This window comes from Rudanella paleaurantiibacter (assembly GCF_009184635.1).
Taxonomy (GTDB): Bacteria; Bacteroidota; Bacteroidia; order Cytophagales; family Spirosomataceae; genus Rudanella; species Rudanella paleaurantiibacter.
The window spans coordinates 1,044,799-1,067,876 of the sequence record NZ_WELI01000001.1 but is presented as its reverse complement, the minus strand read 5'-3'; the positions used below and the strand labels follow the sequence as shown (position 1 = coordinate 1,067,876).

Genomic DNA, 23,078 nt, shown 5'->3' with positions numbered 1-23,078 from the left:
TCTAACTCCATCCCTTTCTGGTTTGTTATACCTAAGTCTAATCCTTGTTACGCTTACCCGGTGCCTTATACGGCTCAACGGACCGCACCGGACCGTCAATCATGTGTTATCATACTTCGCTCATAACGGATCAACCCGCGCTCGAACGTCGGTTTAAAGCCACCCTCCCCAAGGGGAGTACGTTGGAACCGGTGTACCACGCCAGCGCGTTCGGGTTTCCGGCATGGCCCATTCTAACCCGCCAGCAACCCGAGCAGTTTCGGTACATCCGGTGGGGGCTCATTCCGCGTTGGGTGCGCTCGGCCGACGATGCCGATCAGATCCGGGCCAAAACAATCAATGCCCGCTCGGAAAGTATCTTCGAGAAACCCTCGTTCCGAACGGCCGCCCAGCAGGGGCAGCGTTGCCTGATCCCGATGACCGGTTTTTACGAGTGGCATACAATTGGTAGTAAAAAGTACCCCTTTTATATCACGACGACCGACAGCCCCCTATTTTCGGTGGCCGGTTTGTGGGACGAATGGCCCGATCCCGAATCAGGCGAGTTGGTTACTACCTACACGCTGCTGACCACCGACGCCAACCCGTTGCTGGCCGCCATTCATAACACGAAGCAGCGGATGCCGTGCCTGCTCACCCCCGAAGCCGAACAGGCCTGGCTGCACGAGTCGCTGGACGAAAAACAGACCCTCGAACTACTGGCTACGCCCTACCCCGCCAGCCGGATGCACAGCCACTCGATCAGCAAACGGATTACCTCGCGCACGGAACCCAGCGATGTTCCGGAGGTGCTGGAGCCCGCCAACTACCCCGAACTGGCCCGCAAACCCGAATTGTTTGCCGCCTGACCGCTCATCCGCGTCACGAACCACTAACCCCATTCGGTCGAGGAGTTCGTCATAATGTATACCAATTTTGAATCATTGTCTGCTTTTCGGAGTACAGCAAAACGGACAAGGCAACCTGAATACAACGGGCCACATGGCCGCTAAATTTATGAAGATTGAATTTTTAGCTTTTTTACTCACGGGTAGTACGACCCTGGCCCTCGCCCAGTCGACACCCGCCACACCGCCCGACAGCAGTACCCGGCGGAGCGCCATCATGGGTGCTGTCCGTGACTCGCTGCCTGCTTCAACGGCCGCGCGCCCCGATACAACGCGCCCGGTTCCGGGTACGGTACCGTCGACGGTAACGGCCAATCCCGATAGCGCAGCCCAACCAGGAGCGGCCCGGCCAGGTCAACCGGGCGGACCAGGTACGGGTGCACCCCGGCAACGCCCGGCAGGCGGAGCGCCAGGTGGTGCCCCCGGCGGCATGTTCCCCGGCATGGGGGCCCAAACTCCTCCGCCCGTTATTCCGGGTACGAGCAGCGACAATGCAAACCGGGGCAACGTAAAGATCACGGGTATCATTCTTGATTCCACCTCGCGGCAACCGGTTGAGTTTGCCAGCATCGCCCTTATCGATCCGGCTACCAACAAGCCAATCGACGGAACGGCCGCTGACGAAAAAGGTCGGTTTACCATCAACCGGGCCGTGGTGGGTGAATACAACGTCCTGATTTCGTTTATTGGCTATCAGAATAAAACAATCCCGAGCGTACGCATTGGCCGCCGGGGCGACGACCTGAACCTGGGCGTTATTTACCTCCGTTCGGAAACCCGTACCCTGAAAGAGGTAACGGTAACCGGACAAGCCGCTCTGATTGAGGAGAAGGTTGACCGGTTGGTGTTCAACGCTGAAAAAGACGTGACCAGCAAAGGGGGCGATGCTACCGATGTCATGCGGAAGGTGCCCCTGCTCTCAGTCGATCTGGACGGAAACGTGTCGCTGCGCGGCAGCAGCAACGTGCGGGTATTGATCAATAACAAGCCCTCGACCATTGTAGCCAGCAGCGTAGCCGACGCCCTGAAGCAGATTCCGGCCGACATGATCAAAACGGTGGAGGTGATTACCTCGCCCTCGGCCAAGTACGATGCCGAAGGTACCGCCGGGATCATCAACATCATTACGAAGAAAAACACCTTGCAGGGCGCTACCCTTAACCTCGACACCGGGGTGGGTAACCGGGGGGCCAACCTCGCCCTGAATGGTAGCCTGCGCACGGGTAAAATGGGCTTCAACCTCGGTGGTTTTGGCCGCGCCAACTACAACGTGAAAGGAGCATTCGATAACACCCAGCGTACCGTAACGGCCGCTGGCGTATCGAGCACCCGCCAGATTGCTAATACCCTCAACCAGGGTGCTTTCGGGCAGTATAACCTGAGCTGGGATTACGACATCAACAAGTACAGCGCCCTGACCGCCAGCGTACGTTTCGGTTTGCGGAACAACACAACGACGCAGGACAACCTACGGACAGAAACCCAGTTGCCTACGTCGACCTCACTGCTGATTGGTATTCGTGATGTATTGACCCGCGACAATTCCAACACGGTTGATGCCAACATCGATTACACCCGCACGTTTGAGAAGCCCCAGAAGGAGTTTAGCATTTCGGGGCAGTTTAGCCGGAACACCCGCGAAAACAACTTCACGGCCGACATTCTGAACAATGTAGACCTGCAAACGATTATCTCGCGGCAGCGCAACATCAACCCCAGCTACAACCAGGAATCGACCATTCAGATCGATTACCAAACTCCGCTCGCGTCGAATCAGTTGATCGAATTTGGCGGTAAAGGAATTATGCGGCAGGTAAACAGCCGGTTCTCGTTTCTGACATCAACCGCGCCGAACCTCGACAATTTCCAGTCGAGCCAGGCGGGCAACACCCTTGATTACAACCAGGATATTGCCGCTACGTACCTCTCGTACACCTACCAGTCGAAAACCAAGTACACAATCAAAGTAGGTTCACGGTACGAGTACACGTTTATCAATGCCCGCTTCAACAACGAAGCGCAGGGCGGCAACCTGAGCGATATTCCGGATTACAGCAATCTGGTGCCGAGCATCAACATCTCGAAATCGCTCAAAGGTGGCAAAACGATTAAGCTGGCTTACAACCGCCGGATTCAGCGGCCGGGTATTCAGTTCCTGAACCCGAACATCAATGCCGCTAACCCGCTCAATATTACGCAGGGTAACCCCAACCTGCGGCCAGAGATGAACGACAACTTCGAGTTTAGCGGTAGTACGTACATCAAAGCTGTGTACATCAACGGTTCGGTATTTGCCCGGTTCTCTAACAGCGCCATCACCAACGTGACCACGAGTACACTAGTGCAAACTGGTTTCGACGTGCTCAACCCCGTTTACCAAACGGCCCTGTTCACCACGTACCAGAATATCGGTACCGAAAACGCGTACGGTCTGAACCTGTTTGGAAACGCTACCCTGTTCTCGAAATGGCAGATCGGTGGTGGTATTGATAGCTACGTAGCCTACCTGAAAGGGCAGGTTCCATCAGGGCCAACGGGCGGAACAGGCGGAACCGTAGAGGCTACCAACTCGGGTCTGGTCATTTCGGGTCGTTTGTTTACGAACCTGACCCTGAAAAATGGCTGGGGTATCCAGGGCTTTAGCTTTGCCCGGGGCCGTCAGGTGCAATTACAAGGCTATCAGGGCGGTTTTATGTTCTACAGCCTGGGAGCCAAAAAAGATTTCAAGAACAAGCGTGGCAGCATCGGTATTGCGGGCGAAAACTTCTTCAACAACCCATTCCGGGTACGGTCGCAGTCTGAAACACCGGGTGCCTTCTCACGTAACAGCGTAACGAGCCTCTACAACTCAGGCGTTCGGATGACGTTTAGCTACCGACTGGGTAAGATGAGCTTCGATCAGCCACAGGGCCGTCGGCGTCGTGGTGTGAACAACGACGACGTGAAAGAAGGTGAAGGTGGCGGTGGCGAAGGCGGTGGTCAGCAGGGCGGTGGCGCTCCGGCTGGTGGCGGAGCCCGTCGTGGCGGTGGCCCACGGTAATAGCTTCAGGGTCGGCAGACCAATGGTCTGCCGACTACTTTAAAGGCGAAAAAGGCTCTGCTGTTCAGCAGAGCCTTTTTTGTGCGTTCTCAAGGAGGTTATTCAACACCCGCTACCTGCCGAAAATCATCCCAAAATGAGGGGTATGACTTGGCCACTACGCCCGGCTCCTCGATCACCACTGCCCGGCGCATAGCTACCGGCGCAAACGCCATCGCCATCCGGTGATCGTCGTAGGTGTGAATGGAAGGAGCAGAGGAGAAGGCAGGGACGGCGGAAAGGGGCCGGACCTCGTAACGCGTGTTGGGTTCTACTTCTACCAGTTCGGCTCCGAGCTTCTGGAGTTCGTTCTGGAGAGCTAAAACGCGGTCGGTTTCTTTGATTTTAAGACTTTCAATACCCGTCAGGGTGTGCGGAATCCCGGTCATGGCGGCACAAACGGCTACAGTCTGCGCCAGATCGGGGCAACCGGTATAGTCCCACGTCAGGCTTTCCTGCGCGGGTATTTTGGTCAGCCGAACCCCACGCTCGGTAAAGGTACTCTCGACTCCAAACGCCCGCATAATGGTTTGAATAGCACTATCGCCCTGCAACGAGTGAGCTTTCAGGCCGAGCAATTCCAGCTCGCTTCCTTCTTCGGCCAATGCCACCACACTGTACCAGTAGCTGGCCCCCGACCAGTCGGACTCCACCGCAAACGTAGTGGGCGTGTAAGGTTGCGGAGCTACCGTGAGCGTTTGGGCTTCCCAATCGGTCTGCACCGACGCCCCGAAGTGACGCATCTGCTCAATCGTCATTTCGATATATGGCCGCGACCCCACTTCGCCGGTCAACTCGATAGTCAGGCCGGTAGGCAAGGTGGGTGCAATCATCAACAGGGCCGAGATATACTGACTGCTCACATCCCCCCGGATAGCCACCCGGTCGGCCCCTGAGGGGGTAAACCCGTTGATGCGCAGGGGTGGGTAACCGTCTTTTTGCAGGTACGTGATGTCGGCGCCCAATGTTCGCAGGGCCTCAACCAGCAACCCAATGGGCCGCTCGCACATGCGTGGGGTGCCGGTCAGGGTTTTTTGTTGCCCGGTGGCGGCAAAATAGGCGGTCAGAAAGCGCATGGTCGTACCCGCATCGAGTACGTCGGCCACCTCGTCGGTCGATGCCAGCAGCCGAATCATGGTTTGGGTATCGCGGGCGGTGGCCAGGTTCTGCACCTCGCCCTTGAACTGAGTCAGGGCGTTGATGATGAGCGCGCGGTTGCTTTCGCTTTTGGAAGAGGCTAACGGAATAGTGGCCCGAACAGGGCCCTCAGGCGGGGTTAAGCGTAACGACGTCAAAACGATTCGGTTGTGATTCAGGGCGCAAAGATACAACTAACCCGAAAGGAGAAGGCAGGAAACCCGTTCTTTCCTTTATAGCAAAGCTACGGCTTCAGGTCAGTTAAGCTTTTTTAACCAAACCAAATGGCCTGCACCAGACGTTATAGGCTAACTTTACGGTCAACCATGCATCCTTTTCTTTATATACTACTGGGGAGCACAGCACTCTGGCTAACCACGTTTGGCTCCACCCACGCGCAGGGTCGTTACGTGGTCGGAATGGTGTTCGACCAGGCCAACCAGATCGGCGTGAATCAGGTGACTGTGACCAATAAACGGACGCTCCAACGGGTACGCACCAACACGGCCGGGCGCTTTTTTATCACAGCCCTGCCCGGCGATTCGCTCATTGCCACCAGCCAAACCCACGCCCGCGCGGGCATTCGGTGGGATGGCTCCGACAAACCCGTGATTACCGTCAACAAGCTCCCTTATGTGGTCGACCGCTCCTACGACCTTGCCGAAGTGACGGTCAAAGCCAAACGGTACGAGGAAGTGAAACGCGAAATTCAGCAGCTACTAGCCGAGCCCGTTGCCTCCCGAACCGTGACCGGCGAACAGGCTTTCGACCGGCTTGCCGACGGGGCGGGTGTGACGCTTCTGTACGAGATGTTCAGCAAAGAAGCCAAAGGCCGACGGAAGGCGGCTGTGTTGGCGCAGGAATACCGACGGCAGAAACTGGCCAATGAGCGCATGCGGCTCCTAGTCGATCAGGCTACCGATTTGAAAGGGAGTGAGGTCGATCAGTTTATCGACTTTTGCGACTTTGCCGACGACGATGTGTTGCAGGCTACCGATTACGACCTGATTCGGGCCATTCAAACCCGCCACAAACTATTCCGGTCGGGCCGCCGGAGTCTGCGGCTCAGCCCCGACCCTGAACAGAAGTAAACCATGGCTTTACCCACCATAAAAGTAGGTGTTGTGCAGGCGGTATCAGCCCGAATTGGCCGACGAACCCGACATCATGAGTCCGGGGGGCAGCGTTATTGTATCGCCCATGGGTGAGGTGCTGGCCGGACCGCTCTGGAATACCGAAGGGCTTCTGACCGCCGAACTCGACTTTTCGGTGCTGGCCAAAAGTAAACTCGACTTCGACGTTACAGGGCACTATGCCCGGCCCGATGTGTTTCAGCTTCACGTTGTGAATCAGCCCGACACGCAACGGGTTCGGAAGGAGAAGTAGTCAAATTCACTTACCGAACAAATGAAATGAAGTTATCCCGATTAATAAGCTCAAAATGGGCACTGGGGTAGTTAGTTTCCCAGGCAGTTGGAATCTTCGCCTTTTTGCTGGTTAGTTTAAACTCAAACCCCAACAACTGGCCATTGGCCTCTTCCACGTAGTCTAATTCAGCCCCTGTGTAGGTTCGCCAGAAATAGCTGTTCGTGAAAGTACCAGCGTACGCATGGCGTTTACGCCGTTCTACAATCAAAAAGTTTTCCCAAAGGGCCCCTACATCGGTTCGCAGGTCGAGCGGGCTGAAATTGTCGATCAGCACGTTTCGAATACCTAGATCATAAAAATAGATTTTATCCATTTTGGTAATCTCCTTCCGCAAATTTCGACTGAATGCCGAGAGCCGAAAAATCACAAAGGCTTTTTCCAGCAGGTCGATATAAGTGGCTACGGTGTCTTTACTCATACCCAACGTGTTGCCTAACTCATTGAGCGAAACCTCAGACCCAATCTGGAAAGCCAGCAGGCGTAACATCTTCTGAAGCTTATCGGCATACCGAATCGAGGCCATTTCGAGTACGTCTTTGTACAGATAAGCCGATGACAACTCCCGCAGATAACGGACTTTATCGGCAGCTCCAGCTAGTTGCAACGTATCGGGATAAGAACCAAAACGTAGCAACTCATCGAGCCGTTGCTGCACAAAAAATGTGTTTTGCTCTTGCAGCATTTCCCCAACCGATATAGGATAAAGCTCGTACGTCCAGGTGCGCCCGGTCAGAGGTTCGCGCGTTCGGTTAGCTAATTCGAACGACGATGAGCCGGTAGCGATGATTTTAAGCTCAGGTAGCGCGTCGTGCAGAATTTTCAGGTTTAAACCGACATCAGGAATACGTTGGGCTTCATCGATAAACAGCAACTCATATCCCTCTACCAGTAACCGCATCTGGGCTAAATCACGACTCGACAACACATTACTATAGGGCAGTTCATCAGCGTTGACTGCCAATGCCCGATACGGCAATTGCCGTATGAGTTCACGAACGAGAGTTGTTTTTCCCACCTGCCGCGGGCCATACAGAACAATAATCTTGTTTGAACTGAGCACACGGCTCTTGATTTCTTCAAAAAGCAAGCGAGGTATCATGCGCTAATATTAGCCAAATTCGCGCTAAATCAGCTAACGTATTAGCCAAATTCGCGCGAATTTGGCTAATACACGCCATCGACCAGCACCTCTACGGTATCGCCGAGCCGGATTTCGCCCCCTTCAACCACCCGCGCCGTGATACCCCCGTGCCCTCGAACGGCATTATAACCGCCCGGCCCCAGTGTTGCCTCCATTTTGGTGCAGGGGTGGCACTCGCCCGTGTATTCGAGCACGGCCTTGCCAATACGGAAACGGGTATCTTTCAGGGTCAGCAGGTTCAAGCCCGATACCACCAGGTTTCGGCGGAGTTCGGCCGGATTCACTGTGTCGCGGCCCAGGTAGCTCCCGATAGCGGGCAAGTGTTCGGCCTGAATGAGGGTTACGTGTCGCTTGCCACTTGCGGGGCTGTCGCGCCGACCAGCGTAATGGTCGCCCAGCAGGCCTTCTTCTACCGACGCCAGCACCTGTTCAACCTCCGCCACGGGGCCACGACGTTCGGGTCGGAGGCCAATCCAGACCACCCGGCCCGTGCGCGGAAACGATTTCAGCAGGTCTTTGATATTCATGCTTCGCAATGGTCACAGCCGCAGCTTCCGCCCCGCGCTTTCTCGAAACTTTCTTTTCCCTCGCGGTACGAAAACCACGCCAGCCCCAACGCCCCGATAGCGTCGGCGTAGGCAAAGCCGGTCAGGGCATACAGCCCACCCGACAGCAACAATATGCCCGACATGTACAGGCACACCCGCGCGCAGGCGGCATCGGCCATAATCGGGGCCGAGTTGAGTGCCCGCCCAACGCGCTCTTTGGAACGGATAAGCAACCACATAATACTGATGGATACAGATGAGATAACCACGCTCCAGAACGAATTTTCGGGCCGGTGCCCCGTGTACACATTGTACAGGGCCGAAGCTGTGAGGCCGGCCGTGAGTACGTAAAATCCCCAGCCGGTTATTTGCAGGGCCTGTCGTTCAAAATCAGAGCGCCCGGCAACGGGATTTTTCTGCATCCGAAACACCATGTAGGCGATACCTATGGCCGAGGAAACTTCAACGAAACTATCGACGCCAAACCCAAACAAGGTGAGCGACTCGTCTTCCCAGCCCTGCCAAACGGCAATGAGCCCTTCGGCGATATTGTACACAATGGTCAGCAGGCTCAACCACCAGGCCGTGCGGATAAGCTGCGATGTATTGGGCGATTCTACAGTCAGGTTCATACCTTACAAACAATGGTTCGGGCAATTTAGTGGCAGTTTGGCTCACCCACACCCATTTCACCCACTAATACCGGCGTAGCAATTCGAGCATTTTTTCGTCGAGCCGAGCGCCTTTGAAATCCTTGTAGGCCACATCGGGCCGGTCGCTGTTGAGAATACCAAAAGCCCCCCGGAAATTCCAGAGGCTCCAGCCCCAGCCCGCAGCCTGCCACAGTTTGAGCTGATCTTCCATCCAGGCCAGGGCTACTTCGTGCGGGGTCCGGTTATAGCAACCCCACTCGCCCACATGAATCCCCACGCCCTTCGCCTGTAGTTTCTGCCAGGGCTCGATCATGTTGCGACGCAGAGCCTCAACCGACCCGTTCGACCCTTTGGCGGGCCACGTAGGTACGGCCCAGTCGGAGCTACCCTGCACCCAGTTGGCCCCATAGTGACTCACCACCATCGGCGCGTAGCCACGGGTACTTTGGCCCAGGCCCGTACCCGCCAGGCCAAACACCGGCAAAGTGCCGTACTGAAGCCCGTCGGCAATGATGAGCCGCTCCCGATCCACCGACCGGATGCCCTCGACCAACGCCCGTACCACCCGCACGTAGGCGGCTTCGCTCACGTTGGCAGGCTCGTTGATGAGGTCGAAACTAACCTCGGCGTTTGGAATACCTTTGTACCGTTGGGCAAGGTGTTTCCAGTGAAAGACGGCCGCTTCGAGGGCCCGGTCGTCGGTCCAGAGGTTGAGGGCTTCGGCGGGCGGATTGACGCAGTAACCCGGAATCCGGTGCAGATTCAGGTTGACATGCAGGTTGTACTGTTTGCCCAACCGCACGGCCGCATCTACTTCTTTGAGCACCGTTTCGTTCAGTTCGGTCCAGTGGTCGGGGTCGCCGGGAGCCCAGCACCGGTACGACATTGGGAGCCGGACAAAATCAAAGCCCCAGTTGGCCATCCACTCAAAATCCGACTCCCGGTACATGCCCCGCCGACCGGAGCCCCCCTCGCGGGCGACAAATTTTTCGAGCAGATTGAACCCACGCCACCGGGGCAACGGGTTGGGCAACGGCTGGGCCTTGATTTGTGAAAAGGCACCAGCGGCCGTGGTGGCAAGAAGAAACGTGCGTCGGTTCATGTCCTATAAAGCAGGGGGGCGCTCAGGCTTAATGCCCGTTGGCTAAGCCGTTCGGCCTGAAGGTAATCGGGCGAATCAGAAGCGCGGGGCGAATCGTCGAGGGCAATTTAGAGGCCCTCTCAAACCGGCCAACACAAAACCTTGTTGAAAATAGTTATTGCTACTGATTCATTCCTATTTTTTCTTTGGATCAGAAAACTACGGTAGTATGCCTGTAACGCCCGATATGGTACGCAACTGGTTGGTGCAGATGACGCTGCACAACAACAGCCGTGCCTTTCGCGAGTTTTTTGACTATTTCTACCGCGATGCGTTCCGGCTGGCGTTCTTCTACATTCAGGATAAAGAAACGGCCGAAGAACTCACGTCCGACGTTTTTCTGAAACTCTGGGAACGCCGGGAATCGCTCGGTACGGTGTTGCACCCTCGCTCCTATCTGCTCACATCGGTCAAGAATCACTGCCTCAACCATCTGCGCAAACAGCAACCCGGCTACATGGGCGACCTGTCGCTGCTCGACGACGAACTGTCACTCACAAACGCTACCGACGGACCTGAACAGGAACTGGTTTGGGACGAAATGCAGCAGGCACTCAACCGGGCTATTGCGTCGCTGCCTCCGCGCTGCGGGCTCATTTTCGATATGGTTCGGCATCAGCAGCTTTCGTATCGGGAGGTAGCCGATGCGCTGGGTATCAGCCCCAAAACGGTAGAAATTCAAATGGGGATAGCCCTCAAACGGTTAAGCCAACTGACCACGACCCTGGGCGAGAGCAACCCGACCATCCTGCTGGCCTTTCTTTTTTCGCATTTTTTCTAGAAATCGTTTAGGGGTACCGCTGTACACCCGCTGTCTCCTTCATCAGACACGCTCCTTTGCCTGATGAACGACAATACCCTCTGGCCGTTACTCGCCCGATACCTCGCCAACGAAGCTACCTCCGACGAACGCCGGTCGGTGGAGACATGGCTGGCTGCCAGCGATGCAAACCGACGCCTGTTCGAACGGGCACAAAAACAGTACCGTTCGACCGATACTACCTCCGCCCTACCCGAGTCGGACCCGAGCGCGATTTGGGAACGGCATATTGCCCCCCACCTGACCGATGCCGATACCCCCGTGGTGCAGCCCCTGCGTACAGGCTGGGCCCGCCGACTCTGGCGAGTTGCGGCCGCGGTGGTTGTTCTGGGCCTATCGGTGTACGGGCTGTATCCATTCATTCAAAAACAGACCAACGCGCAAGTGGCCCAAACGCCCGTGGGCAAACGAACACTACTCACCCTGCCCGATGGTAGCCGGGTGTGGCTCAACGCCGACAGTCGGCTTGAATACCCAAAAACGTTTGATGGGTCGCTGCGGGAAGTTAGGCTGGTGGGCGAGGCCTTTTTTGACGTAACCCACAATCCGCGTCAGCCTTTTGTGATTCGGCTGGCCACAGCCAGTATCCGGGTGTTAGGCACCTCGTTCAACGTGCGGGCCTATCCGGGCGAGCAAACGGTTAAAACCACCGTGGTCACCGGCCGGGTTGCGTTTGTTCCGAACCAGACGGTGGCACAGACCCAGCCCACTGACACCCTCTTCATCACACCCAACCGGCACGTGATTCAGCAGGTCGAGACGAGAACCGTGGCCGAAGAAGCCGTTGTGGCCCAGAAAGAAGCCGCCTGGAAAGACAACCAGCTGGTTTTTGACCAGACACCCATGTCGGAGGTAGCCCGCACCCTCGAACGCTGGTACGGCATTACGGTAACGCTCGAACGCCCCGATCTGGCCAACTGTCCCCTCACGGCTACGTTTGAGGGCCAATCGCTTACCGAAGTGATGGACCTGATGAGCCGCACCGGCCGCTTCCGCTACAAACTGAACAACAACCAGTTGACCATTGGCGGAGAAGGTTGTGAGTAAACTACCTCCCCCGAATCCACAGCACGATAGCTATTCCTTCTATATCCAATCGACTCCCGATGAAACGTCTTCTATCCTTCGGTATCGCCTTGTTTCTGAGCCTGACCGGATGGGCTCAGGCCCAGAGCGTGTCGCTGCTGGCACACGGCGCCATTGCCCGGTCAGACACCCCACCCACCCGCGAAGCCACCATCAGCCTGACCGTTGCCAACCGCTCACTCGATCAGATCCTGAAAGAAATAGAGCGGCAAAGTGGCTTCACGTTGCTGTACAGTTCGAACCGGCTCCGCGCCACCCGCCGTTCGGTTGCATTTACCAACCAGCCACTGAGCCGCGTCCTTACCGAACTCATTACCCCATTGGGCATGACCTACGAAGTGGTGGGCCGCCAGATTATTCTGCGGGAAACCAACCCAAACGCGTCGGCGGTGGCCGTGGATCGAGCCGTCGGCGGACGGGTGACGGCTACCGATAGCCCCGACGGCCTGCCGGGCGTAAACGTAACCATCAAGGGCACCAATCGGGGTGCCGTTACCGACGGGTCGGGGCAATATAACCTGACGATTCCCGACGGCTCCAACGTTGTTCTTGTGTTCTCTTTTGTCGGTTACGAACGGCAGGAAGTGGCCGTTGGTAATCAGAGCACGGTGAATGTACAGCTCAAACCCGACGAGCGGTCGTTGAATGAGGTGCAGGTGGTGGCCTTTGGCGAGCAGCGTACCCGCGACATAACCGGCTCTATTGCCGGTATCAAAGCCACCGACATACGGCTCAATACCGCGGCCAGCCCCGACGTAGCCTTGCAGGGCCGGGCGGCCGGAGTGCAGATTACGCAGGCAGGCGGCACACCGGGCGGAGCCGTCCGAATCAACGTCCGGGGGGTAGCTTCCATCAACTCCAACTCCCAACCCCTCATTGTCATCGACGGTGTACCGGTCTTGTCGTCGGCGTTCGGGGCGGGTGGAGTAGCCATGAACCCGCTGGCCGAAATCAACCCAAACGATATTGAGAGCATGGAAGTGCTCAAAGATGCGTCGGCCTCGGTCTTGTTTGGATCGCGGGCAGCCAACGGGGTTATTCTGATTACCACCAAGCGGGGAGCGAGCGGCAAGCCCAAGTTTGACCTCAGCTACGAGGAAGGCATCAGCAACCCCACCAACCGCATTGACCTGGTCGATAACGGGGCCGATTTAATGAACATCTACAAGCGGTCGGCTCAGAACATCACACGCACGGGTCTCACGCCCGTAGGCTCCAACCTGATCAACGTACTGCCCACGGGCATTCTGCAAGGTTCACTCGCTCCCGCCCTGAACAATCGGCTCGTTGACTCCACCACGCTCTACAACACCAGCACCAACTGGCTCGATCAGGTCGTACGGCAGGGTCGCTACCGGCAGGCATCGCTGTCGGCGGGTGTGGGCAACAAGTATGTCACGGCCTATGCCAGTGGCTCGTACCGAAAAGAAGACGGAATCCTTATTGGGCAGGGGTTCGAACGGGTCAGCGGCCGGGTCAAGGTCGATGCGAAGCCGGTACGCTGGTTCAACGCGGGCATTAACCTGTCGGCTAATCAGGTGAACGTACCCACAGTACCCATCGACAACTCTTTCCGGTACGGCCTGTCGACGGCCCTGCCCGCCTACCCGATTCAGCTACCCGACGGTACCTTCTTCAACGGCATCAACAACGGCACGAACAATACGTTTCAGATTGGCACGAACCCGGTTTTCTTCCGAAACAACTATTCAAACCTGGCCCAGACATTCCGCAGTACCAACACCGGCTACATTGACCTAAAACCGCTGGAGGGACTCTCGATTCGGTCGGAAGTGGGCTATGATTACCAGCGCACCCGCAACGATATTCTGTTCAACCAGACCTTGTTTCCGGCGGGTATCAGCAGTCAGGAACGCAATGGAAACGGCCGGGCCGACAACCGGGATGTGACCAATCAGACGGTCAACATCAACAACCTGATTAGTTACGGGCGTACCTTCGGCAAGGCTCATTCGCTCAAGGTACTGGTGGGCAACAGCCTGCAAAGTACCGTGCAGGACAACGAAACGTACATTACCGAAAACGTAGCCGAGGGTGCTACCCGTAGCAGCGATACCACGCGCACGGTTGTTTTCAACGATCAGCTCTCGTACCGGTTCGTGTCGTTTTTCGGGCGGGTAAACTACGCCTTCCGCGACAAGTATCTGCTCGAAGCCAGCTTCCGGTCCGACGGGTCGAGCCGGTTTGGGCCGGGTAACCGCTGGGCCACCTTCCCCAGCCTGTCGGCGGGCTGGGTCGTGAGCGACGAAGCCTTTATGCAAACCCTCCCCGCCATCAGCTTCCTGAAACTACGGGCCAGCTATGGGGTGACGGGCAACGCTGAAATCGGTGATTTCTCGTGGCAAAAGGCCTTCACGTTCGTGGGGTACAACGCGGCCATTTACGGCGGTATTCAAGGTGGGCAGTTTACGAGCCTCGGCAACCGGGACCTGAGCTGGGAGTCGACCCGGCAGTTTAACGCAGGCCTTGACTTCGGGCTCCTCAATAACCGGATCAACGGTAACATTGATTACTACGACAAGGTATCGGACGGCCTACTGCTCGATTATTCGCTGGGGCCCCTCTTCGGCACCATCACCAACATCATCACGGTAAACCTCGGCTCGGTACGCAACCGGGGGGTTGAGTTTGTGCTGAACACCAAAAACGTGGTAAAACCCCGGTTCCGGTGGGAGACCAATTTCAACATTGCGCACAATAAAAACACGGTTCTGAGCACCTACGAAGCGCCCTTTCTGAACTACCCGTTCCAGTTTATCAGCGGCACCAACATTGCGGCCGTGGGTCAACCACTCGGTACGTACTACATGGCTCAGTTCGCTGGCTTCGACCCAGCAACGGGCAATGAGCTTTTCTACGAGCGCGACCGGTCGGTGTTTGCCAATACCGGGCGAACAGTCCGTACAGGCAACCTCTGGGACGGAACACTGAACAACCAAAGCGGTACGAACCAGTTCATCATGTCGAACCGAACCCCCTACCCGACCCTGTTTGGCGGGTTGAACAACACGTTCCAGTTCGGGCCGATTGATGTGAGCGCGCTCATTTATTTCCAGTACGGCAACTGGATTTACGATCAGGGCGAACGCGCCCAGAGCTACCCCGGCATCAACAGCAGTGGCTCGTTTCAGTCGGCTCAGGTGCTGCGCCGAACCATTCCGGGCGTGGGCGATGTGCAGGAAGCCATCCGGCAGAGCGACAACACCGCCCTCAACCGCCTGATTTTTAATTCAAACGCCCGGAGCATCGAGTCGACACGCTTCCTGCACAATGGCTCATTTGCCCGCCTGAAAAACCTTCAGGTCGGCTATAACCTGCCCACCAACGCCCTGCAAAAGCTACGACTACGAAGCCTACGGGTGTACGTAACCGGCCAGAACCTGCTGACCTTCACGAAGTTTAACGGCTGGGACCCCGAGGTATTCCGAAACGGGGGCGCAAGTGGTGGCACGGCCAACCTGTCGCCCGGCGTCACCAACAACGACTTACCCCAGATTCGAACGTTTCTGTTCGGCATAAATCTTGGCTTTTAACCCACAGCACCCCATGAAAACACGACTCATAGCAGGCTGTCTGGCCATTGGTTCGGTACTGGGCCTGGCCAGCTGCGAAAACTACCTCGACGAAGTAGCCACGAAAACCCTGATTCAGGCCGAGAACGTCCGCACGGTTGAAGAACTGGAGATTCTGATGACGGGGGCTTACTCCGGCATTGCCCGAAACCTTGCGTTTGGTGGCAATGCGCTCATCATCGGCGAAACCTTCGGCGACCTGGTGGCTATCAACAACACGGGCTATCGCAACAGCCCCGGCCGTTCGTCGCGGGTGTACACCTGGACCCACCGCGAGGAAGATTACGGGTTTCAGGCGGAGTTTCTGCAATGGAGTACGTTTGGCCTTACCAACGCCAACAACGTACTGGAAATTTTGCGGGCTAATCAGGTGCAAACCTCTGTGCCAGGCGACCCCCGACGCGATATTGCCCAGCAACGCGGTCGGCTCGAAGGCGAAGCGCGGTTTGTACGGGCGCTATGCGTGTTTGAGCAAACGCGCCTGCTGGGTTACCCCTGGGGTTATACCAACGATAACAGCCATCCCGGCCCCATCGCATCGTTCCGGTCGATGTCGAACTTCGGTGATCTGGCCTACCCGCGCCTGAGCGTTCGGGCGGCTTACGACTCTGTGCTCAACGACTTACGCATTGCCGAGCGACTGCTGCCCGAAAACTACGACCCAGCCCGGCACCTGCCCGATTACCAGCCCCGCGCCAACAAATATGCGGCCCTTGCCCTTATGGCCCGCGTGTATTTCCAGCAAGATAACGTAGACAGTTGCCTGGCCGTTTGCAACCGCTTGCTAGGCAGTGGGTCTACCTACCGCTTTCCGCTCGTACCCGGTAATCAGATGCTCACGGGCCTGTTTCAGCGAACGGCCATTACCCCCACCACCAACGCGGCTACGCGCGATGAGGTAATCATGGAGTTTGTGAACGTGGTAGGCCGAAACGTGCAGACCACCAACGCAGCTCCGATCCGGGCGCATTACGTATTGCAATCAGCATACACCACCGCGCAGCTGGGCAACGTGAATACCCTCAGCAGCGGCCCCAACCTGCGCATGAGCCAGCGGTTCAAAACGCTCGCCAGCTTCGACCGCACCCGCGACCTCCGCTATCGCACCCTCATCGACACCTCGCAGACCGCCACCACTACCACCGCCTGGGACAGCCCAAACCGACTGTGGTTCACGCTCAAGTGGGGCATCCGGGGAACCTCAAACCTCGGCCCGGCGCAGGGGGTCAACTCCAACGTGGTGTATTTCCGGTCGGCAGAATTTATTCTGATGCGGGCCGAAATGCGCGCCCGAAAAAACGACATTACCGGTGCCCTCGCCGACCTCAATGCCATTCGCCAACGGGCCGGCCTTACGGCACTCGCGGCTCCACCGGCTGACCTCGTCGCCGAAATTCGCCGGGAATTTGTGCGGGAGCTGTTTACCGAGGGGCAGCGTATTCACGACCTCAAACGCCGACGCGAAGCCGTCGATCCGGGCGATCGGACTTCATCGCCGGGTAGGGCCGATTGTGCCGCCAGCGATTGCCAGCCCGTCCCCTGGAATAGCCGACTCACTGTTTTTCTGATTCCACAAACCTTTCTGGACCGTAACCCGCTGGCGGTACAGAATGACTGATACGACCATGAAAACCCTGTTGCTTACTCTCCTGTTGGCCGTGTCGATCATGGCCTGCAACGACGACGCCCTGCCGACCCTCGCCCCAACCGATGACGCCCTGAAAACGGCGCTGCGCGGGGTTTGGCTACCCACACAGCTCCAGATCAAGTATCAGATTGGCCTGACGCCCCGCCAGCGCGACACCACCGTGACCCTTACCCCAACTACAGCCCCGCTGCTGGTGCCGGGCCGGGCCAACGTCATTATGCCTTTTACCGATACGCTGTACATTGGCACAGTTGCCACCGCCCGTATCGATACGTTTTTTACCCGCAACCGGGGCAGCCGTCAGCAGGGTAATTTCTTCCTGGTTAGCGGGGCCGACGCCGGTGCGACGGTGCTACGCATCGGGCGGCCGACGTACACACGTGGGCAGCTTACGCGCTGGAACTACGACTTTGTGTTTCACGGCACCGTATTGCCCAACGCCCAGAATCAGCCAACGTTTACTTATACCAGTTACCCGAACTACCCGCTCACGGTGCAGTCGGTATCAGGCAATCGGCTGGTGCTGGGTTTTCAGACAACCGGTAACGTGAACAATCTGCCGCAAGTCCCCATTACACCCGCCAACCAAAGCCTGAACACAACCTGGGGCGGACGGGTGGCTCTGATCACCGCTACGTTTACCAAGCAATAACCCGTCTGACAGAAAATGACCGGTTCTCTGATAATTTCTGTTGGATTATTCGGTGAGGGTTACATCCCACCACAAAAATTGTCAGAGAACCAAAAGCCGGAACACCATAAACTCAAAACCCAAAACCATAAACTAACCAATGCGCTGGTTTCTTGCCTTCTGGATAATGGCTACCGTGGCATTTGCCCAAACGCCCATGATTGGCGATGCAGGCTGGCAATTCGACGAGAGCCGGTTCGATCCGCGCTTTCCGGCCATGCGCGAGTGGGCCAAAGCAGGCGTTCAGGGAGGCATACCGGCTCGTTCGGCAACGCCTGTTCGGGCTACCCTCCGGCCCGGTGACAACCTTCAGCAGGCCATTGATCAGATAGCAACTAACGGTGGTGGGGCTATTCTGCTCCGCAAAGGCGATTACCTCATCCGTCAAACCGTAACCATTCGGTCGGGGGTTATTTTGCGGGGTGAGCACCGCGACAGTACCCGCCTGCTGGTGCAGATAAAAGCGCCTTTTTTCAAAACAAACGGCAGTACACCCGCCACCGCTGTTGCCGTGACCGACGCCGAACGAGTAGGTGTTGAGAACCTGACGATGCGGTACGCGGCCGTGCCGTTTGAACCCAACGACCGGGCCGATACTAATGCGGCCTGGTCGCCCGATGTGTTTCACCGGCCCGAACTTCGCGACACAACGGTGTACGTTCACCTGCTGATTTTTACCCGTTGCCGTAACAGTTGGGTCGATGGCTGCACGTTTCTGTGGGCCGGGGCGCACCCGTTGGGTGTATCGGCGTGCCAGCACATGACCCTCCGCCACAACCTCATCGACCGGGCCTATATCAAGCAAGACAGCCGGCATGGCGGGTACTATGGCTGCTGGGGTTCCAGTTACTGTCTGTTTTACAACGAAACCGTTCGGCGTATCCGGCACTTTGCACTCATGCTGCCGGGGTGCCGGTACAACGTGGTACTTAACTGCAACTTTGAGGTTGATGTAAACTTCCACGACCGCGACGATGGCGACAACCTGGTAGAGGGATGCCGAATGCACACACCAGTCTGGCACAGCTGGGCGGCTGTTGCTACCGGTACCCCGGCCAAGCACGGTCCACCCGGCAAAGGGAATCTGCTGTTCAACAATAGCGTGCGCTCGAAAGGCAAGGCCGGTTTTAGCACCAAAGCCCCCCTGCTCGCCGAGCCATCGGTGATCTACGAGGTTACGAATCAGTTCGGCTCGCCCATTGTCTCGGCCCTTCGTGATGCGGGTCCGCCCAAAGGCGGTACGCTTTACGCCGTTCGGGCAGAGCCCTGATCGTTTATTTTTCGGCCCGCACCCAGCGCCCGCTGTACATACGGCCTGCTCTGCCTACTTTTGTCAATCAACAAAAGCTCTCATCAACGATGAAACGATTCCTTTTGAGCTTTTTGGCTCTGTATCCGGCCTTCGTATCAGCTCAAGTAATTGTCAATGGTAAAGACATCAATCAACTACCCGATGTACAGTACCTCGAACTGATTCAGGATCAGCGTCCATTTAGGCAGCAGCAAGTGTATGCCGTAATCGACTATGGACAAACGATTCGGTTGGGTGAGCTCCGGCTGCACCGTGTTCAGGACGAAAAAGGGGGAGACAAACTGTTCGGTAGCGAAATAGATATCTTCAATTTTCTGCACAAAAACGGCTGGATACACGAGACTACCTTTGCCCGCGAATCCTGCGTGTATCACATTTTCCGGCGCCGGGCCAACGTGCTGGCTAACGACCGGTAGTGGTTTGCTTACTTTTCGGCACGAACCCAGCGCCCGCCGTATCCTTCTACAGGGATCGTGGTGGGCGTTAATTTTTCGCCGGTTATGGCATCGGTGAAGGCTTTGTAGCGCATGGTTTTGGTATCGAGCCGCACCGTACGGGCGGGGCCGTCGTTGATCAGAAAATAATGATCGGCCAAGGGGCTCGCTAACCGATAGGCAATGGCTCCCGTACAGGCAAACGGCGACGTATGCGCCCCAAGCACGTACTGAAGTACTTGTTTCTCCGCCAACCCATTACCGGGCTTGAAGCACCCGAGTGAAGCTTCGTACCCCAGTAACAGCGCACTTCCGCGGCCTATCCGGTTTTCCAGAATGGCCGGTTTACCTAGGTCGTAACGAGCCAACGGGCGGGCACTAACAGGCGTCAGGTCGGCCGTGAACCCGGTCAGTGCCTGACCGTTCAGGCGCTGCGGTCGGTTAGTACCAGCATACTGAAGGTCATTCAGCGTAGCTCCGAACAAAGCCGCAAACGCACTTGCCGTGCCCGTTGGCAGTTTCTGCATTTGGGCATCGTACAAGCCTGATGGCAGGTCCATCACCAACCGGCCACCCTGCCGAACATAATCAGTCAGTATGGGCAGAAGGTCGGTTTGCAGGGCAATCACAGCGGGCAGGTAAAGCACTTTGTACCGCCCGGATAGCCCCTTGCGCAGGTCGGTAGGCGTTACGTACTCAAACGGTACGTTGGCATTGATCAGCACCCGGCTGATACCCACCCTAGCCTCTACGGGCTTCATCTTGAAATTATCACGACCGGGCACGGCCATAGCGCCCCAAGCGGCTTCGTTCTCCCAATCGTAGAAAATACCCACTACGGGTTCTTTGTGCGCCTGCCAGAGTTCAAAGCGGTAGCGTTGCATGGCCTGCCCAATCTGTCCCATCCGAATGGCTCGGTCGGTTACCTGCCCGTTGCGGTCCAGAAGGGCATACTCCCCGGCTTCTTTACCCGCCGATCGGCTGTTCCAGCACCAGATACCAAACCCTTTGAAACCGGCCGCTATCTGACTCAGAAACAGTTGCGTTAGCTCGCCCGGACCCACATGGTAGCTATTCACAATGGCCCCGCGCTCCCCGTCGAGCTGTTGCGGCCCACCGGTACTCTCCCACCCGCCTGTCCAGCCACCTTTGAACAGGTCATTCATTAGAGCCGCCTGCATGTACATGGGGCGCGTCAGTTCATGGTTCACCTGATCGTAATGCCACGAAAAGTGCATCGACGGATAGAACGAGCCGTACCCGGTCATCACCTCGGCAATCCCTTCCATATCAACCCCGTACCAGGCAGTGGGCAGAAACAGCCCCAATTCCCCCCCACCCCGGTAGGGCGCGTGCGCATCGAACGCCCGAAATCCGGCCGCCCGTTGCCGAATACGGGCAAGGTTATGCTCTACTTTGAACCGGAAAATATCCCGCACATGCCGATACTCGCGACCGGTAAGGGTACGCCAGTTTTTTGCCACATCGTCCCAGTCGCGAAACACCTTCGTTTCGCCCAGCGACAACCCGGCATGGTGGAGATTCCAACCGTGGTTCAGACTGTCGACGGTGCTGTAGCTTTGCCGAAGCCACTTTAGAAATAAGCGTTCCCCTTCGGGAGTCAGGTCCGCCCCACGCCCGCCCACTTCAGGGTCGTAGGCCACACTGGTTGAGCGCATAAACAGGCCCGAGCGCGCGGTGTCGGCATAAGCTCGCTCTCGGGTGTTCCGCTTCACCAGCACATCCATTTGATAGTTTCTAAAAACGGGATTCTTCAACAACGCATCCGTGGGTGTGTTCGCCGGAATGCCCAACCGCCGAAGCAGCGTATCCGAAGGCGGCACAAAGCCCCCTTCGCCGTACCACCACGGGATGATGCCCTCGCTAAGCGCTATGGCCCCGATCCGCTCAACGGTCCAGTTGGGAGCACAGGGCATAATTTGCTTTAGATTGGTAAAACCGAGCCGCTTCATAGTTCGGAAATGAGTGCGCATTTCGGCCTCGCCCTCGTGGGGTTGCTGCACGTATACCACCCCGGCGGGCATGGGGGCAAGCCTGCGGTAGGCAGCCTGCGCGGGCGAATCGTGCAGCTGATCGTAAAGCCGGTGCAGAAACGGGTCGGTCTGGGGCTTTTGGGCCAACACAGAGAGCGTCAGAAACAGAAGGGGTAACGTCAGGCGGGGCATTGGGTGCGTTTTTCAGGAAAGACAGCATTAGCCGGTGCTCACCCCTAAAGCCGACGAGTCGGCGTGTCGCCCGCGCACATACACTCGGCATGTCCGCAAAAAATAGTAGCTTGCGACAGTTTTCCACCGCACTTCGTAACATCTATCCCTAAACTAAGTATTTTTTGTAATATTCTAAAAACAGTTCACATGAGCGAAGTAGCCTCTCGTTTTGCGCCCGGCGTTATCACGGGCGACGGGGTCACCGAAATCTTCCGGCACGCCAACGAAAACGATTACGCCCTCCCGGCCGTCAACGTCGTTGGAACCAATTCCGTCAATGCTGTTCTCGAAACCGCCAAAGCGGTCAACTCGCCCGTTATCATTCAGTTTTCAAACGGTGGGGGTATCTTCTACGCGGGTAAAAGCCTCTCTAACGAAGGCCAGAAAGCCGCCATTGCCGGCTCGATTTCAGGTGCGCTGCATGTTCACCAGATGGCCAGCCTTTACGGGGTGCCCGTAATTCTGCACACCGACCACTGCGCCAAGAAACTCCTACCCTGGATCGACGGCCTGCTCGACGCATCGGAGAAACACTTCGATCAGACGGGTAAGCCCCTGTTCTCGTCGCACATGCTCGACCTGTCGGAGGAGCCAATCGAAGAAAACATTGAGATTTCGTGCAAATACTTCGAGCGGATGGCCAAAATGGGCATGACGCTCGAAATTGAACTGGGTGTGACCGGTGGCGAAGAAGACGGTGTTGACAACTCTGATGTTGATGACTCGAAACTCTACACGCAGCCTTCAGAGGTAGCCTACGCCTACGAGCACCTGAGCAAGATTTCGCCCAACTTCACCATTGCCGCTGCATTTGGCAACGTACACGGGGTGTACAAGCCGGGCAACGTGAAGCTGTCGCCGATTATCCTGAAAAACTCACAGGACTACATTCAGCAGCAATTCAACACGGGAGCCCTGCCGGTGAATTTCGTATTCCACGGTGGCTCAGGCTCAAGCCGCGAGGAAATCCGCGAGGCTATCCAGTACGGTGCTATCAAGATGAACATCGACACGGATATGCAGTGGTCGACCTGGGAAGGTGTTCTGAACTACTACAAAGCGAAAGAAGGCTATCTGCAAACCCAGCTCGGTAACCCAGAAGGCCCCGATTCGCCCAACAAGAAGTACTACGACCCACGGGTGTGGTTGCGCAAAGGCGAAGAGAGCATGGTAGCTCGTTTGAAGGTAGCCTTCGAAGACCTGAACTGCATCAACCGGTTGGCGTAAGCCCATCGGCCCGATTAATCAGAAG

At 56.8% G+C, this 23,078-nt stretch carries 18 protein-coding genes; 12 read left to right on the top strand and 6 right to left on the bottom strand.

Translation table 11 applies throughout. The annotated features are described in order from the left end of the window. Window positions 1–101 precede the first annotated feature (101 nt). Window positions 102–848, top strand: coding sequence for an SOS response-associated peptidase (locus F5984_RS04125; RefSeq protein WP_152122969.1), 747 nt, complete (start codon window positions 102–104; stop codon window positions 846–848). Between the two features lie 148 nt (window positions 849–996). Further along, window positions 997–3,927, top strand: a complete 2,931-nt coding sequence (locus tag F5984_RS04120) for a TonB-dependent receptor domain-containing protein (RefSeq protein ID WP_246168811.1) — start codon at window positions 997–999, stop codon at window positions 3,925–3,927. 98 nt (window positions 3,928–4,025) lie between these two features. On the opposite strand, the gene F5984_RS04115 is transcribed toward F5984_RS04120, so the two are convergent. Further along, a complete protein-coding gene (locus tag F5984_RS04115; protein ID WP_152122968.1) occupies window positions 4,026–5,261 on the bottom strand; it encodes a 3-phosphoshikimate 1-carboxyvinyltransferase in 1,236 nt (411 codons plus the stop codon). A gap of 168 nt (window positions 5,262–5,429) precedes the next feature. On the opposite strand from F5984_RS04115, the gene F5984_RS04110 reads away from it, so the two are divergent. Continuing rightward, window positions 5,430–6,194, top strand: coding sequence for a hypothetical protein (locus F5984_RS04110; protein ID WP_246168810.1), 765 nt, complete (start codon window positions 5,430–5,432; stop codon window positions 6,192–6,194). A gap of 28 nt (window positions 6,195–6,222) precedes the next feature. Further along, window positions 6,223–6,489 (top strand): nitrilase-related carbon-nitrogen hydrolase, encoded by a 267-nt coding sequence (locus tag F5984_RS04105; protein ID WP_317163079.1) that lies wholly within the window; start codon window positions 6,223–6,225, stop codon window positions 6,487–6,489. Window positions 6,490–6,499: 10 nt separating this feature from the next. Here the strand turns inward: F5984_RS04105 and F5984_RS04100 are convergent, their stop codons facing one another. The 4 genes from F5984_RS04100 to F5984_RS04085 all read right to left on the bottom strand — a co-directional run bounded on the left by F5984_RS04100 (window position 6,500) and on the right by F5984_RS04085 (window position 9,975). Then, window positions 6,500–7,630: an ATP-binding protein gene (locus tag F5984_RS04100; RefSeq protein ID WP_152122967.1), complete on the bottom strand. Its 1,131-nt coding sequence runs from the start codon at window positions 7,628–7,630 to the stop codon at window positions 6,500–6,502. A gap of 65 nt (window positions 7,631–7,695) precedes the next feature. Next, the gene (locus F5984_RS04095) at window positions 7,696–8,199 is read right to left on the bottom strand and encodes an MOSC domain-containing protein (protein WP_152122966.1); all 504 of its coding nucleotides are present in this window, start codon (window positions 8,197–8,199) and stop codon (window positions 7,696–7,698) included. After that, window positions 8,196–8,852, bottom strand: a complete 657-nt coding sequence (locus F5984_RS04090) for a cation transporter (protein ID WP_152122965.1) — start codon at window positions 8,850–8,852, stop codon at window positions 8,196–8,198. The genes F5984_RS04095 and F5984_RS04090 overlap by 4 nt, the downstream gene beginning before the upstream one ends. Window positions 8,853–8,916: 64 nt before the next feature. Continuing rightward, the gene (locus F5984_RS04085) at window positions 8,917–9,975 is read right to left on the bottom strand and encodes a glycoside hydrolase family 5 protein (RefSeq protein WP_152122964.1); all 1,059 of its coding nucleotides are present in this window, start codon (window positions 9,973–9,975) and stop codon (window positions 8,917–8,919) included. A gap of 208 nt (window positions 9,976–10,183) precedes the next feature. Here F5984_RS04085 and F5984_RS04080 point away from each other — a divergent pair, with 208 nt between their 5' ends. The 7 genes from F5984_RS04080 to F5984_RS04050 all read left to right on the top strand — a co-directional run bounded on the left by F5984_RS04080 (window position 10,184) and on the right by F5984_RS04050 (window position 19,580). Then, window positions 10,184–10,795: an RNA polymerase sigma-70 factor gene (locus tag F5984_RS04080; RefSeq protein WP_246168809.1), complete on the top strand. Its 612-nt coding sequence runs from the start codon at window positions 10,184–10,186 to the stop codon at window positions 10,793–10,795. A gap of 63 nt (window positions 10,796–10,858) precedes the next feature. Next, on the top strand, window positions 10,859–11,881 hold the full coding sequence (locus tag F5984_RS04075; protein WP_152122962.1) for a FecR domain-containing protein: 1,023 nt from the start codon (window positions 10,859–10,861) through the stop codon (window positions 11,879–11,881). A gap of 59 nt (window positions 11,882–11,940) precedes the next feature. Beyond that, window positions 11,941–15,474 (top strand): SusC/RagA family TonB-linked outer membrane protein, encoded by a 3,534-nt coding sequence (locus F5984_RS04070; protein WP_152122961.1) that lies wholly within the window; start codon window positions 11,941–11,943, stop codon window positions 15,472–15,474. A gap of 13 nt (window positions 15,475–15,487) precedes the next feature. Continuing rightward, window positions 15,488–17,131, top strand: coding sequence for a RagB/SusD family nutrient uptake outer membrane protein (locus F5984_RS04065; protein WP_152122960.1), 1,644 nt, complete (start codon window positions 15,488–15,490; stop codon window positions 17,129–17,131). Between the two features lie 7 nt (window positions 17,132–17,138). Next, the gene (locus tag F5984_RS04060) at window positions 17,139–17,813 is read left to right on the top strand and encodes a hypothetical protein (protein WP_246168808.1); all 675 of its coding nucleotides are present in this window, start codon (window positions 17,139–17,141) and stop codon (window positions 17,811–17,813) included. 139 nt (window positions 17,814–17,952) lie between these two features. Next, entirely contained in the window at window positions 17,953–19,122 is a 1,170-nt protein-coding gene (locus F5984_RS04055; RefSeq protein ID WP_152122958.1) for a right-handed parallel beta-helix repeat-containing protein, read from the top strand. 89 nt (window positions 19,123–19,211) lie between these two features. After that, window positions 19,212–19,580, top strand: a complete 369-nt coding sequence (locus F5984_RS04050; RefSeq protein WP_152122957.1) for a hypothetical protein — start codon at window positions 19,212–19,214, stop codon at window positions 19,578–19,580. Window positions 19,581–19,588: 8 nt separating this feature from the next. Here F5984_RS04050 and F5984_RS04045 read toward each other — a convergent pair whose 3' ends face one another. Further along, window positions 19,589–21,784 (bottom strand): beta-galactosidase trimerization domain-containing protein, encoded by a 2,196-nt coding sequence (locus F5984_RS04045; protein WP_152122956.1) that lies wholly within the window; start codon window positions 21,782–21,784, stop codon window positions 19,589–19,591. Window positions 21,785–21,973: 189 nt separating this feature from the next. Between F5984_RS04045 and fbaA the strand changes: the two genes are divergently transcribed. Continuing rightward, window positions 21,974–23,053 (top strand): class II fructose-bisphosphate aldolase, encoded by a 1,080-nt coding sequence (fbaA, locus tag F5984_RS04040; protein WP_019987362.1) that lies wholly within the window; start codon window positions 21,974–21,976, stop codon window positions 23,051–23,053. Window positions 23,054–23,078: the final 25 nt, after the last annotated feature.